We start from the raw sequence: 15341 nt of genomic DNA on the forward strand, positions 1-15341 counted from the left end.
GGTAATTTTTGATTACGCTTTCATTATATCGATTGCCGCACGTTAAAAATATTGAAGAACAGACGAAATTGATTGTGCATTTGAACAAAAAATCCGAACTTCAATTGGAACCTATAGATGAAATCAGTATTGAGTCTAGCATTATATATGAGAAGATCCAAACAGGATCTATGTCTTAATATGCAATTTTCATTTTATGTATCGAGGCGTTACAAAACAAATTTAATGTATACGCTTGCAAATTTAAAATTTCAGATTATAATACCTGTATACAAGTATACTTGATTAATTGAGAAGGTGAAATGATGGTCGAATCAGAATTCCTATATCCCTCCAAATGGCTTTTAAAAGCCTCTACTGGTGATCGCGTAACATCCGAGCTTAGAATGCGCATTATTTCTGGCGGGATTGAAAGCGGTACCATATTATCCGAAAATAAACTAGCTGCTGATTTCACTGTAAGTCGCTCACCCATTCGTGAAGCGTTAAAAATACTGGCATCCGAAAATATCATTCGATTAGAAAGAATGGGAGCCGTTGTTATTGGCCTATCAGAAAAAGAAATAGAAGAAATTTATGATGTCCGTCTGCTCATAGAATCCTTCGTATTTGAACGTCTTGTAAAGATGGATACTAATGATTTGGCGAAGGAACTTAGTAAAATACTCGAAATGATGAAAGTCGCCGTTAAATATAGTGATGCTGATGAGTTTTCATATCAAGATGTCTTGTTCCATGAAACGATTATTCGTGCAGTCAATCATTCGCATATTCTGATGATCTGGAATAATTTAAAGCCTGTTATGGAAAGTCTCATTCTTTTGTCGATGCGTATGCGTTTCACTGAAAAGTATGAAGATTTTACACGGATTATAAACAATCACGAACTTTATATTGAAGCAATCAAAGTAAAAGATAGAGACCTCATGATCAAGTCTTTACATGAAAACTTTGATGATGTTCAAGGTAAAGTAGAAGACCTGTGGATGTCACAACAAATGCTATCTAAAGGAGTCGTGCAACAAAATGACTAACTATATGTTAGGTGTAGATATCGGAACCACAAGTACGAAAGCCGTTCTATTTAGCGAAAAAGGCGAAGTCATCCAACAAGAGAATATTGGATACCCGCTTTATACCCCGGATATAGCGACAGCTGAACAAAACCCAGAAGAGATTTTTCAGGCTGTTCTGCAAGCCACTTCAAATATAATGAAACATCACTCACAAAAAAAGCTATCGTTTGTTTCATTTAGCAGTGCCATGCATAGTGTCATTGCGATGGATGAAAATGACCGCCCACTGACGCCTTGTATTACATGGGCAGATAATCGCAGTGAAGCGTGGGCACATAAAATAAAAGATGAGCTGAATGGCCATGAAGTCTATAAACGAACAGGAACACCCATTCACCCCATGTCACCATTAACAAAAATAGCTTGGATTGTGAATGACCTTCCTGAAACCGCTGTCAAGGTTAAAAAGTATATCGGAATTAAAGAATATATTTTTAAAAAGTTCTTTGATCAATATGTAGTGGATTATTCCCTAGCTTCTGCCATGGGCATGATGAATCTAGAAAAATTAGATTGGGATGAAGAAGCATTAAAAATTGCTGGTATAACCCCTTCTCAATTATCTGAGCTCGTGCCAACAACCAGAATATTTACCAACTGTGATTCAGATTTAGCAAAAAAGATGGGGATCGATCCACAAACATCGTTTGTCATTGGAGCTAGCGATGGAGTCCTTTCTAATCTAGGTGTAAATGCGATACGAAAAGGCGAAGTTGCCGTCACAATCGGGACAAGCGGTGCCATTCGAACCATTATAGACAAGCCTCAGACAGACGAAAAGGGAAGAATATTTTGTTATGCCTTAACAGAAAAGCACTGGGTTATTGGGGGGCCGGTGAACAATGGCGGGATGGTCCTTCGCTGGATCCGTGATGAACTTGCCTCATCAGAAGTGGAAACAGCGAAAAGACTAGGAATTGATCCATATGATGTACTAACCAAGATTGCTGAACGTGTAAGACCAGGATCTGACGGATTGTTATTCCATCCATACCTGGCTGGTGAACGTGCGCCATTATGGAACCCAGACGTACGTGGCTCATTCTTCGGTTTAACGATGTCACATAAGAAAGAACATATGATTCGCGCAGCCCTAGAAGGAGTCATTTACAATTTGTACACCGTATTTTTAGCATTAACCGAATGTATGGACGGTCCTGTGACCCGAATCCAAGCTACTGGAGGCTTCGCAAGGTCAGATGTTTGGCGGCAAATGATGTCTGACATATTCTCATCTGAAGTCGTCGTTCCAGAAAGCTACGAAAGTTCTTGTCTAGGAGCTTGTATTTTAGGCTTGTATACCACCGGACAAATCCAGTCCTTTGAAGTCGTTTCTGAAATGATTGGCAGTACCAACAAACATACACCAAAAGAAGAAGCGACCAAGGAATATAGGAAATTGCTGCCGATTTTCATTAACCTATCCAGAGTATTAGAAGATGATTATACACGGATTTCCAATTATCAAAGAAGCTTAATTAAACACTAAAAAGATAAAAAGCAGGGGGGTAATTACAATGCCATTAGTTATCGTAGCGATTGGAATTTTAGCATTATTAGTTTTAATCATGGGCTTCAAATTGAATACCTTTATTTCATTAATCATTGTATCGTTCGGCGTCGCTTTAGCACTTGGAATGCCATTAGAGGAAATTGTCAAAACCATCGAAGCCGGATTAGGCGGAACCCTTGGTCACTTAGCGTTAATCTTTGGACTTGGAGCGATGTTAGGTAAGTTGATCGCTGATTCTGGTGGTGCTCAACGAATTGCCATGACCCTCGTAGACAAATTTGGTGAAAAAAATATCCAATGGGCAGTCGTAGCTGCTTCATTCATTATCGGTGTGGCGTTATTTTTTGAAGTAGGATTAGTATTGTTAATTCCAATCATATTTGCCATTTCAAAAGAATTAAAGGTTTCTATTTTATATCTCGGGATTCCGATGGTTGCAGCTTTATCCGTAACACATGGTTTCTTACCTCCACATCCAGGACCAACAGTTATTGCTGGTGAATATGGCGCGAACCTTGGTGAGGTTTTACTTTACGGTTTCATTATTGCCATTCCAACCGTTATTTTAGCTGGACCTGTATTTACTAAGCTTGCCAAAAAACTCGTACCTGCATCATTTACGAAAACCGGTAATATTGCCTCTTTAGGTGAACAAAAAGTATTTAAATCCGAGGAAACTCCGGGATTTGGTATCAGTGTATTTACTGCAATGCTTCCTGTTATTTTAATGTCTATTGCTACGGTTATTACTTTGCTTCAAAAAACAATGGGATTTGAAGATAGCAGTTTACTAGCAGCGATCCGTTTTATTGGTGATGCATCAACTTCCATGTTAATTTCCTTACTGGTAGCTGTCTACACCATGGGAATAGCACGGAAAATTCCAATCAAAAATGTAATGGCATCTTGTACAACGGCTATTACTCATATTGGGATGATGCTCTTAATCATTGGGGGTGGCGGAGCCTTCAAACAAGTACTGATTAATGGCGGCGTAGGTGACTATGTAGCTGAATTATTCAATGGAACTACATTATCACCCATCTTACTTGCCTGGATTATCGCTGCAATATTACGAATTTCCTTAGGTTCTGCAACTGTTGCAGCTTTAACAACCGCTGGTTTAGTTATTCCGATGTTAGGACAATCCGACGTTAATCTTGCTTTAGTTGTGCTTGCAACGGGAGCGGGTAGTTTAATAGCTTCACATGTTAACGATGCTGGTTTCTGGATGTTTAAAGAATATTTTGGTTTAAGTATGAAAGAAACATTTGCAACATGGACATTGCTTGAGACCATCATTTCTGTAGCTGGATTAGGATTTATTTTAGTACTAAGTTTATTCGTATAAACCATGATTCCCGGGCGGTAGATCCCCCACTTATTTTTCTTAGAATTTTCTAAGCCTATAAGTGAGGATCTACGGCCTATTCATTTCAAATAAAAGGAGCAGAAAAATGTCCAACACAATTGGTGTCATTGGTTTAGGGGTAATGGGCCGTAATATCGCCTTGAACATGGCTGGTAAGGGTGAGCAAGTCGCTGTCTATAACTATACGAGGGATTTAACGGATGATCTTGTTAAAAAAAGTGAAGGTCACTCTATCCATCCCTACTACGAAATTCAAGATTTTGTTTACTCCTTAAAAACTCCAAGAAAAATCTTCCTTATGGTAACAGCGGGCAAACCGGTCGATTCGGTAATAGGTACATTAGTACCCTTCCTTGAAGCAGGCGATGTGATTATGGACGGTGGTAACTCCCATTACAAAGATACGGAACGTAGATATGATGAATTGAAGTCAAAAGGAATCGGTTATTTAGGAATCGGTATTTCCGGCGGCGAAGTCGGGGCTTTAAATGGACCTTCGATCATGCCTGGTGGAGATAAAAACGTATATGAAAAAGCAGCTCCTATTCTAACAAAAATAGCAGCCCAAGTGGACGCAGACCCTTGCTGTGTTTATATGGGTCCAAAAGGGTCCGGTCACTTTGTAAAAATGGTACATAACGGAATCGAGTATGCAGATATGCAATTAATCGCAGAAACCTATACATTTTTAAGAAAAAGGTTACGTTTATCTGTGAATGAAATTGCTGATATCTTTGAAATATGGAATCAAGGGGAGCTAAAAAGTTATTTAATCCAAATCACAGCAGAGATTTTACGGAAAAAGGATGATGTAACAGGCTTACCACTAATTGATGTGATTCTTGATAAAACAGGGCAAAAGGGCACTGGTAAATGGACAAGCATTCAAGCAATTGACAATGGGATCCCATCATCCATTATTACAGAGTCATTGTTTGCCCGTTACATCTCCTCTTTAAAAGAAGAACGAGTTTATGCAGAAAATATTCTAACAGGACCAGGGATTGATCAGCGAAGTTTAGATAAAGATGTGTGGATTGAGTACATTAGACAAGCTTTTTATATGGGTAAAATTTGTGCCTACGCGCAAGGATTTATACAATATAAAATGACTTCTGAACTTTACGGATGGAATTTACCTTTAAAGGATATTGCCCTTATTTTCCGTGGTGGTTGCATCATTCGTGCCGAATTCTTAAACGTAATAAGCGAAACATATCAAGAACAGCCGAATTTGGCTAATCTATTAATCGCCCCGTATTTTGCTGAAAAGGTTAAAGAGTATCAAAAAGGATTACGAAAAGTTGTCTGTGAGGGTATTAATTCTGGTACTTCGTTTCCATGTTTAAGTGCTTCACTTACTTATTACGATAGTTACCGGACAGGCATTTCGAATGCTAACCTTTTGCAAGCACAAAGGGATTATTTTGGTGCCCATACTTATGAACGAAGTGATGTAGCAGGATTCTTTCACACAAACTGGCAGTGATCCATAGCCGTAGTAAATCTCCAGAGCCCTAATGAAGTGGTTCTTCCCTTCATTAGGGCTCTTATTTTGAATACATTTTCCCCACAATGCTCTTGTGTCTATATTATGTAACAGACGTTGAGATTCTGAAGGGCAAGGGGAATAAATAGAAGCTACATGACAAAACGATTAATACATGTGCTGATTCTTTATACGGACCAGAACTTTACCAAAGCGTCCTCCTTACTGAACAGGGATTCTCTTCCCTACGTACGTCTCTCTTAAATAGGCTTCTGCTTTCTGTAGCGACTGTTCATCTGTTGGCATCCCGAAGAATGAGAACCAGCCTAATGTATGTTTTACCGCCTCGTCCACCGACATCATTACCGTTTGGGTTTCACGAGTAATCAGGGTTTGAAAAGAGTAGCCATATATATTTAATAGTTGGATGATATATGCCATATCTGAAGTTTGTACTAGGTCCTCTTTTATTCCGACTACAGGGCGCAATTCCTGAATCAGACTATGCTCCTTAGGCCCAGCACTCGTACTGATGTAACAAAACTGGCTGGCACAGGCGAGCGCCTTCTCTACCATTTCCCAACCGAAAATGGCTGGACACATGGATGCAAACACCAGATCAAATTTGTTTTGCCATCCGTTCGTCTCAATAGATAACTCCTCAAATTGTTCCCGTACGATTTTAATGTTTTCCTTTATCGATGGCTTAATACTCTCTTCCATTAAGGCTGTCAACGGTCCTGAGGGCTCAACGGCAGTAACATTTGCCCCTTCCTCTGCAAAAGGAATACTGAAGACACCCGAGGCAGCACCAATATCTAGGATAGAGGAGTCTTTAATGGTAACTCCCTGTGTCCTTAGCCATCCCATAATTCTGGCTGTTCTCTTTATTCCCTCTTCATTAAATGCCTGCTTGTGGAAGCTTCTTGCCCTTGCCATATCATCAAACGAATGAGCCGGTACCGTTCCCGCTCTAAGCATTCGATTTACACCGGCTTCCGGATCGTTTATCCAAGCAGCCTTCCATACTTCGGGATCAAATAAAGACTGGGTCATTAATTAGACTTCCCTTCTACTAATTAGATTTTAAAGTCTACTAATATCTACACCTTGCTTCCGTATGGTGGTAAATATGAAACACTCTACAATAGATATTATAGACTTATTATATCCGTAATTCAATCAAAAAAATTTACATGACTAAAAATTCATACCCTCACGCCGTGCGGCACAAGAACTTTCTCGACGAATGCCCTTATGCCTTCAAGCGTGCTTGTATCCTCGGCCCGAAAATCTTTATCTCATTTTTGAACGATTGAACTCGTTGCTTCTGTTGTAGCTTTTGCCTCACCATGTCCTGCACCAAATAGGTTCAGTACCACCACGCCAATAACAATTAAAGCAATACCTGCGATACTTCCTGTATTGATTTTTTCTTTCCAAATCAATACTGAAATAAGCGTTGTAGCAACTGCCCCTACACCTGACCAGATGGCATAAGTCATATTTAAAGGAAGCGTCTTAAGGGATAGAGAGATAAAGAAGAAAGAGATCACAAACGCAACAATTGTGAATAGAGTCGGATACAATCTGGTAAAACCTTCTGAAGCTTTAAGCATTGAAGTTCCAATAAGTTCACCAACAATAGAGATTGCCAAGAAAAGATAAGCCATTATTCATTCTCCTTTATATATGTCTTCAATTCTTCCATCATTTTTTGCCTCATTTCCTCATTAGGAGGAGCAAGCCCAAACATTTCGGCAAACCACAAGCCGTCTATAGCTAATCGGACTATCGTGGAACGAACGGGATCCAATTCGTCGTTTTCAATTTTGTTTTGGATATTCTCATACTCGTCCTGAAGTAACTTTAGCATTTGAGGGTTCGTAAACTGTGCTGCTGAAAGAGCGGTATACAGGTCACTTGCATTCCGATCGCCAGAAAATGATGTATTCATATAAGCGCGAGTCCATCTTCCTTTGGAATGCATATCGTTTTCTGCTCTCTCATTAAATTCGGAGACAAAGCTGGTCGATAGTTGCTCAACCATTCCCAAAACCAATTCATCCTTATTCGGAAAATGGTAAAGCAATCCTCCTTTACTTATTCCCGCTTTCTTAGCCACCGCTTCTAACGTTAACTTCTCTACTCCTTCTTCGTGCACAATCATGGAGGCCGCTTTAAGAATTAATTCTCTTTTTAATGTTTTTTTAGTTGTATTCATATTGATCACCCCTCTTTACTATACCGTCCAGACGGTTTTATTTCAAGTGGGTTAAAGTTATAGATTGGGTATGTAAGCCTAATTGAGTTGGATTAGGTTTTGATACGTTAGGTTTAAGCTAAATAAAAAGAAGCCTTGGGCGTATAACATTTCAGCCAAGACTTCGTCAAATAAATATCTACCCAGCCCAGACATTCGGAAAAATTTCGCATCTGTTGGGTTTTAAGTGCCACCTATAGCTTAACTCTGCACATATTGTCTCAGCCATTGGAGTGCGGGACGTTCCGTGCCATTTGAGTTCAGCAGATGTGTATTCGATATCCAGGTTTGCCCCTGGATGTATCCCCAGAGCGTAACTCCCTTCACCGCGGAATGCTTCCATAATACCGGAAATTTCTCCTTGTATCTGGCAAGCTGGGTGTTGTCGTCGCCAGTTATATCCAGTTCCGACACATAGATTGGCAATCCTGTTGCCGCTAGCTTGTTCAGTACAGTGTTCATCGTGTTAACTGAGACAGTGTCCATGCTAAACTGGTGGCATTGAATACCAATACCGTCAATCAGGCCTCTGCTCTTGAGCTGATTAATAATATTGACATATTGGTCGGTTAACGAGGGATCGTTGATAATTCCATATTCATTAATCATCAGCTTGGCATTTGGAAAGGCTTGTCTTGCCTGTTGGAATGACCATATGACCCAATCCCATCCGGTCGATCCGTCACCTCCTATGGCATTGCGGAAGGATGGCTTCTGATGCAGGGGCTCATTCACCACATCTATAAACTCCGCATTCGGATAGCGTTGGCCTGCTGCTTTAATCCACTGGGTCACTTCCGCCTTCTGATCAGCAGCCGACAGTCCGCTAATCCAACCTGGCTCCTGAGCACCCCATACCAATGTATGGAACTTGAACGGGAAGCCATTGTTACGGGCATAATTGTAGGCGGTATCCGCCTGCGACCAGTTCATGTTGTTACGACTGCCTTCAACCGACCCCCATTTGGTCGAATTCTCTGGCGTCACCTGGTTCCAGTATGTTCCGAAACTTGCAGGGACACTTCCAGCAATGATATTCCCGAGGAATTTGCCACCGTTCGCCATACTGGCACTAGCCGGGTTTATCAGAACTGATGATAACAACACACCCGCCAACGCCAAGCTGCTTACCAACTTGCCCACTTTAAATTTCGACATACAATCTCCTCCTCATACGTATAGTTTTTTAATATCCTCGCCTCTAAATAAATCGCTTACATTTCCAATTATAAGAATGAAAGGTTATTATCCGCTACATGTAAAAGTAAAGATTTTACCCGAAAAACTTTACATCATTGCGGGGCGACTGAACACCTGATGCTCCTTTAACACATCGTTTCGGTTAAAATCTAGCCTCGTATCAAACGACAAAAAAGATTACTGCAAAAAGTGATATGCTCCCCTTACAGTAGCAAGTTTTATTATTTAACCTGTCTACTTTTTTGGAAGCATATCACTTTGGAGACTGCCCATTTAATAGTTTAAGAATTAAGGGCTCGTGCAATTGCATCTACATAACTTTGGCTAGCACGTTGGCTCACTTCTGCTTGCGGAACCATCCCCTCAAAGTTGTGGAATGTGCCGGGATACAGATGGAATTCAACGTCTACCCCAGCTTGGGCAAGGCGTGTCACATATTCAATCGTCTCATCTCGGAACAGATCGAGCTGGCCAATGCACGTATAGGTCGGCGGTAGCCCAGCCAAGCATTCCGCTCTCGACGGCACAGCGTATAGGGACACCTCGGTGTCTTCAGTACGATCCCCCAAGTACATGTTCCAGGCCGCCAAGTTGTTCTTCCGGTTCCATGGTGCGTTATCGGCCGTAATCTCATGACTTGACGCCGTAATACTACGGTCATCGATCATCGGATACAGCGGCATTTGGAAAATGAGGGCTGGCCCGCCTTTGTCACGGGCCATTAAAGCAAGTGCTGCGGTCAGACCGCCGCCCCCACTTGCTCCGGCAATTGCGACTCGATCTAAGTCGATGCCCAGCAGCTCAGCTTCGTCGGTCATCCACATCAAAGCGGCATAACAGTCATCGATGGCAGCTGGGTAGGGATGCTCGGGAGCAAGTCGGTAATCGACCGATACGACGACGCATTTGGCCGCCTGCACGAAGCGTTCGCACAAAGCATCGTCCATATCAGGATGCCCCATCACATAGCCTCCCCCGTGAATCCACAGCATGGCCGGAAGCCTAACGTCAGTTCGCTGGGCAGGTTCGTAGATTTTGACTAATATCTCGCCTGCTACGCTCGGAATCATCCGGCTTGTCGTGCGTACGTGCTCCGACTGCTCAATGGGAGAACTCGACAAATAGCTTCTGCTCAGTTCTAAATTTTCTTCCAGTTGAAATCCAGGAAATTGTGCAATTACCGACCTAAATTCTGGGTACAAACGATTTTCAAAATCCATGCATATCACTCCTATGTTGGTTTTTATAATCTTTTTTCCGTCTCCGCTTCCCACTGGGCTATTTCCTTCCGAACTCGGGGTGCTACCTCTGTTCCCAGCAGCTCAATGGCTCTCATCACCTCGGCATGCGGCATTGTACTTAACGGAACATACAGCATAAAGCGTGTAACACCTACATGTTTGCGAAGGTGAATGATCTTCTGGGCAACAGTCTCAGGATCGCCAACATACAGCGCACCTTCAAAGCTGCGCGCGGCATCGTAGCTGGAACGATCATAATGCGCCCAGCCCCGCTCCCTGCCTAATCTATTCATACCTGCCATCGTAGAAGGGAAATATGTATCTGCAGCTCGTTCATTATTCTCTCCAACAAATCCTATCGAGTGCGATCCAACCTTAAGCTGCGATTCGCCATGACCAGCGTGCGCTGCTGCCTTCTTATAAAGCTGTACAAGCGGTGCAAAATTCATCGGATTTCCACCAATGATCGCCAGCATCAAGGGCAGTCCTAACAGACCTGCACGGATAGCAGAATCCTGCCTGCCCCCGCTGCCAACCCATATCGGTAAAGGATTCTGAACCGGCCGTGGATACACACCCAAATTGTGAATCGCTGGCCGATGTCCGCCCTTCCAGGTTACTTTTTCGGACTCCCGTATTTTAAGGAGCAATTCCAGATGTTGTTCAAACAGCTCATCATAGTCTTCCAAGTCATAGCCAAACAGTGGAAAAGATTCAATAAAGGAACCTCGGCCCGCCATAATCTCCGCACGTCCATTCGAAATACCATCCAGCGTAGCAAAATCCTGAAAAACGCGAACGGGATCAGCTGAAGAAAGCACTGTGACTGCACTGGTCAGCCGAATCCGTTTCGTCTGCGCTGCAGCCGCTGACAGCACAATTGCTGGTGAAGATGCCGAATAATCCTGCCGATGATGCTCACCTACCCCAAACACATCAAGTCCCACTTGATCAGCAAGGATAATTTCCTCAACAACTTCGCGCAATCTCTGTGCGTGACTTATCACTTCACCTGTCTGGACGTCAGGCTTTGTTTCTACAAACGAAGTAATACCTATCTCCATGGTCCATCTCTCCTATTCTAATAGCTTTCTTTGTATGCAATTAAATACCGATAAAATATCATACCGATCGGTAATATATTTTTCCCAGTAAATATAACTCATTAAAAAGAATACTGTCAATAAATATAGTAAAAATACTTTGTTTTATCCTCATACTGATATCTCCTTGGTGCGATAAACCAATCTGCATTTGACAATATAACGGGCTAATTATAAGATAATAACATACTAATTGGTACGCAAATAAAAAAACCCTGACAATTATAATCAGAGTTATTGAGTTAAGAATAAAATTACGAGCAATGAGAGGTATTGATTATGGGACGAATCCGCGAATTTGACGAAGATAAAGTATTAGATGCAGCAATGCAAATATTTTGGGAGAAGGGATATGAAGCTACCTCGCTGAGTGATTTAACTTCCAGAATGGAAATTCAACGACCTAGTATATACTCCACTTTTGGAGGCAAAAAAGAATTGTTCGAAGCTGCGCTGCGCAAATACATGATGTCCCGTGCTTCTCTGATCCGAGCCAAGCTTCAAAGCAAACCATCTGTAAAAGAAGCATTTCGAGCTTTTTTTGAAGGTGTGGTCGATGAGGAATATACAGAAAACCCTAGAAAAGGATGCTTTTGCATCAATACAATGGTTGAACTTGCACCTCATGATGAGAAGTTCGAAATTCTTACAAGGGAACATCAAATGTACCTATCGGTTATATTTCAAGAAACCATTGAACGAGGAATACAATCAGGTGAGCTTGAGATCGTCGATGCGAAGGCTGTATCACAGGCGCTAGTCGTATCGTTAATTGGACTGACCGTAATGATAAAGTCTCGTCCAGAACGATCATTTATTGATAACACGATAGAGGTGACACTTACACTTCTTAAGTAATTCGGAGTGAATTCAATTTTAACGAATGGGTGTATTCTCGACGCACATGTCCCTCAGCGCAACAAAGGCTGCTGGATACATTTTCTCGGCAGCCTTTGTCGCGCCCATATTACATACTTCTTCGCATTTGCATGAGTTCAAAAGATTCTTTCACTGATCTTAATTTTGCATATATATACTTTATAATGTATATTAATTCAAAACTAATGAAAAGGGAGTACATCTAATGTCATTTTTAATAAGAAACGCTAAGCCTGATGATTTAAGCAGTTTGACCGAGTTAATGTATGAATACATCGTTGGTTTTTATCAAAACCCTAGGCCACCTATCGAAAAAATTCATAATTTGATTCAAACCCTTTTTGAGCAGCAAAACGGTATACAATTTGTGGCGGAACAAAATGGAGAATTAATCGGCTTTGCTACATTATTCTTTACCTTTAGCACGATGAAAGCAGACAAAATCACAGTTATGAACGACCTATTTGTATTGGAACCATTTAGAGATACAGAAGTAGAATCACAGCTTTTTTTAGAATGTCAAAAGTACTCACAAAATCATGGGTATGCTCATATGACCTGGATAACTTCTACTGAGAATAAACGCGCTCAAATTTTCTTTAAAAAGATGGATGCTGTCCAAGGGAGAAATTGGGTTCACTTTTCATCGTAACAATACTTTTGATACGGTTTTCCGCGCTAACGGCAGTTCAAAGGGCACCCGATTGGGTGCCCTTTGTTCGTAACACATGTTTTCACGCATGCGGATATGGAAATGCCGATACAATTGAAGATAAGTAATTCTCCATGAAATTGTTCAACGTAGATCCATATGGGGTAAAGTTTGTTGGTCGTTAAATTGCGAAATAGCTCAGTCGACCAACACATCAGATGCCATACACAAGAAAATGGACGAGCCCTTCGTTAAACGCTCCAAGGATACGATTAGACAAACAGTAACATGGATATGTATTAGAGTAAGCCTGGATATAGAGTATACTAGATGAGTATAAGTTCGATACACGATGACATTATATATGTATTGGTATTCAAATACAGCGCAGAAGAGGTTGAAAATGAGTCAGAAGCATTTTACAGATTACGCATTAAGTGAAGAAATTGTAAGAGCGCTCAATAGCTTGGGCTATGAGACGCCAACAGAGATTCAAACGGAAGTTATTCCTGTTGCGCTTGAGAAGAAGGATCTTGTCGCCAAATCGCAAACAGGTAGCGGCAAAACAGCAGCATATGGTATTCCAATTTGTGAGCTAGTAGATTGGAATGAGAATAAGCCCCAAGCTTTAATCCTGACGCCAACCCGTGAACTCGCGTTACAGGTCACCGAAGACATCACGAATATTGGACGCTTTAAGCGGATAAAAGCAACACCCCTTTATGGAAAACATCCTTTTCATATCCAAAAAGCTGAGTTAAAACAAAGAACGCATGTGGCTGTAGGTACGCCAGGACGTGTACTGGACCATATCGAACGAGGCACGCTATCGTTAGATCGGATTGCCTACCTCGTGATTGATGAAGCTGACGAGATGCTGAATATGGGCTTTATCGAGCAAGTCCAGTCGATTATTCAAGCGCTGCCTAGTGACCGGGTTACAATGCTATTCTCCGCTACCTTCCCTGAGGATGTAGCCACACTGTCACGTAAATATATGAAAGATCCTGTTAGAATTGAGATTAAAGCGACTGGTATAACGACCGCCACAATTGATCACTCTCTTATTCAGGTGAAGGAGTCAGACAAGCTGGCACTACTGCAAGATCTGCTCATTGTTGAGAATCCTGACAGCTGCATTATTTTCTGTCGTACGCAGGAGAATGTAGATACATTATTCAGAGCATTGGCTGATCTCGAATATCCATGTGATCGCATTCATGGTGGCATGGAGCAAGACGAGCGATTTGAGGTAATGAATGCATTCAGAAGGGGTCAATTCCGTTACTTGATTGCGACAGATGTCGCCGCCAGAGGGATTGATATCACGAATATCACCCATGTCATTAACTACGATATTCCCCTTGAGAAGGAAAGCTATGTTCACCGCACAGGACGTACGGGACGTGCTGGCAAAACGGGGAAAGCCATTTCCCTCATCACTCCTAAGGATGGCAGAAGATTAGCTGATATTGAAGCATATATTGGATTCGCGATTCCGCAGGTAAAGGCCCCCTCAGAAGAGGCTGTTGATCTCCGTAGAGAAGATTTTGAGCAGAAACTGCATGTAAAAACCGCACTCAAAAAAGATAAGCGCGAGCAATTAAACCAACAGATTATGAAGCTGAACTTTAACGGCGGTAAGAAGAAAAAACTCAGAGCTGTCGACTTCGTGGGGACCATCGCTAAGCTTGACGGAGTCACCGCAGATGATATCGGAATCATTACGATTCTGGATTATGCGACAGATGTTGAGATTCTGAATGGTAAAGGTCCACTGGTGCTTGAAATTATGAAGAATACGACCGTAAAGGGTAAGCTGTTAAAGGTACGCAAAGGGAATAAGTAGAAGATACGCTGCATTAAAGAGGGTGAGGCAATCCCGCCCAGCATAGCCGATGGTTTTCGTTAGCTATACGGGCGGGATTGCCGAGTTTATCTCTTGATCATTTAATTCATCTTTCCATTTTTTCTGCAATGCAATTAATGCCCTTCTTCTGACATATTCGTGCTCATCATTCGAGAGCTTAGACAAAAGACTATTTACTTCATCCCTCATTCCTTTTACTTCACCTAATCCATAGGCTATTTGCCATCTGGCTTCGTAATCAGAGTATGTAATTGCACTGTAGGCTAAAGACAAAAATATTTTGGGTTGTACAATTAACAACTGCAATACATTCTCAACTTCATTATCCCTTGCCAGTGTATATAAGATCAGTTCATAAACTTCTGTCTGCCATTCAGCTAATGAAGTATGTTCTAACACTTCCTCAACAGCATTATAAAGCTTATCCCAATAAAGATAATTCGTTTCCCATTCTCCATGTTTTTCAGCTATGCTAGCTCCCCATTGTTTGAATGTTATGACTTGCTCTTGAAGAGTGCGGAATAAAGCATTTTCTCTATTATCATAAAACCCCATTTTCCATCTCCTTTTTTCTTTACAATCTATTTCCACTTTTTTGATAGGTATATTTCATCATTCTATTTATTTCCACAATAAAAATTCAAGCTCTATGAAATCAACAACGTTGGTGATAATTGTTCTGC

The 15341-nt window shown here is 41.5% G+C and carries 14 protein-coding genes; 7 read left to right on the plus strand and 7 right to left on the minus strand.

Annotation, left to right across the window (positions count from 1 at the left end; genetic code table 11):
- The first annotated feature begins 302 nt into the window (after nt 1-302).
- The 4 genes from ACUUJN_RS26300 (at nt 303) to gnd (ending at nt 5450) form a co-directional block, all read left to right on the plus strand.
- Nucleotides 303-1034, plus strand: a complete 732-nt coding sequence (locus tag ACUUJN_RS26300; RefSeq protein ID WP_338533006.1) for a GntR family transcriptional regulator — start codon at nt 303-305, stop codon at nt 1032-1034.
- Complete coding sequence (gene gntK, locus ACUUJN_RS26305) at nt 1027-2565, plus strand: gluconokinase (RefSeq protein WP_484669108.1); 1539 nt, start codon at nt 1027-1029, stop codon at nt 2563-2565. Before ACUUJN_RS26300 ends, gntK begins: the two co-directional genes overlap by 8 nt.
- 28 nt (nt 2566-2593) lie before the next feature.
- A complete protein-coding gene (locus tag ACUUJN_RS26310) occupies nt 2594-3940 on the plus strand; it encodes a GntP family permease (RefSeq protein ID WP_023991059.1) in 1347 nt (448 codons plus the stop codon).
- Between the two features lie 106 nt (nt 3941-4046).
- Entirely contained in the window at nt 4047-5450 is a 1404-nt protein-coding gene (gene gnd / locus ACUUJN_RS26315) for a decarboxylating NADP(+)-dependent phosphogluconate dehydrogenase (RefSeq protein ID WP_075154980.1), read from the plus strand.
- 222 nt (nt 5451-5672) lie between these two features.
- Here gnd and ACUUJN_RS26320 read toward each other — a convergent pair whose 3' ends face one another.
- The 6 genes from ACUUJN_RS26320 to ACUUJN_RS26345 form a co-directional block, all read right to left on the minus strand.
- The gene (locus ACUUJN_RS26320; protein WP_484669109.1) at nt 5673-6506 is read right to left on the minus strand and encodes a class I SAM-dependent methyltransferase; all 834 of its coding nucleotides are present in this window, start codon (nt 6504-6506) and stop codon (nt 5673-5675) included.
- A gap of 245 nt (nt 6507-6751) precedes the next feature.
- Complete coding sequence (locus ACUUJN_RS26325) at nt 6752-7123, minus strand: DMT family transporter (RefSeq protein WP_053326462.1); 372 nt, start codon at nt 7121-7123, stop codon at nt 6752-6754.
- Complete coding sequence (locus tag ACUUJN_RS26330) at nt 7123-7674, minus strand: TetR/AcrR family transcriptional regulator (protein ID WP_023991063.1); 552 nt, start codon at nt 7672-7674, stop codon at nt 7123-7125. Before ACUUJN_RS26330 ends, ACUUJN_RS26325 begins: the two co-directional genes overlap by 1 nt.
- Nucleotides 7675-7914: 240 nt before the next feature.
- Nucleotides 7915-8871: an endo-1,4-beta-xylanase gene (locus ACUUJN_RS26335; protein WP_069080562.1), complete on the minus strand. Its 957-nt coding sequence runs from the start codon at nt 8869-8871 to the stop codon at nt 7915-7917.
- 323 nt (nt 8872-9194) lie between these two features.
- Entirely contained in the window at nt 9195-10133 is a 939-nt protein-coding gene (locus ACUUJN_RS26340) for an alpha/beta hydrolase (RefSeq protein WP_075154984.1), read from the minus strand.
- A gap of 23 nt (nt 10134-10156) precedes the next feature.
- A complete protein-coding gene (locus ACUUJN_RS26345) occupies nt 10157-11218 on the minus strand; it encodes an LLM class flavin-dependent oxidoreductase (protein ID WP_075154985.1) in 1062 nt (353 codons plus the stop codon).
- Between the two features lie 318 nt (nt 11219-11536).
- Between ACUUJN_RS26345 and ACUUJN_RS26350 the strand changes: the two genes are divergently transcribed.
- The 3 genes from ACUUJN_RS26350 to ACUUJN_RS26360 all read left to right on the plus strand — a co-directional run bounded on the left by ACUUJN_RS26350 (nt 11537) and on the right by ACUUJN_RS26360 (nt 14637).
- Nucleotides 11537-12115: a TetR/AcrR family transcriptional regulator gene (locus tag ACUUJN_RS26350; RefSeq protein WP_069080565.1), complete on the plus strand. Its 579-nt coding sequence runs from the start codon at nt 11537-11539 to the stop codon at nt 12113-12115.
- A 226-nt stretch (nt 12116-12341) separates the two neighbouring features.
- On the plus strand, nt 12342-12788 hold the full coding sequence (locus ACUUJN_RS26355) for a GNAT family N-acetyltransferase (protein WP_025722810.1): 447 nt from the start codon (nt 12342-12344) through the stop codon (nt 12786-12788).
- A 403-nt stretch (nt 12789-13191) separates the two neighbouring features.
- Nucleotides 13192-14637, plus strand: coding sequence for a DEAD/DEAH box helicase (locus ACUUJN_RS26360; protein WP_023991069.1), 1446 nt, complete (start codon nt 13192-13194; stop codon nt 14635-14637).
- Between the two features lie 63 nt (nt 14638-14700).
- Here ACUUJN_RS26360 and ACUUJN_RS26365 read toward each other — a convergent pair whose 3' ends face one another.
- Nucleotides 14701-15213, minus strand: coding sequence for a HEAT repeat domain-containing protein (locus ACUUJN_RS26365; protein ID WP_028540941.1), 513 nt, complete (start codon nt 15211-15213; stop codon nt 14701-14703).
- Nucleotides 15214-15341 lie beyond the last annotated feature (128 nt).

The organism is Paenibacillus sp. LRG-1 (assembly GCF_057220305.1).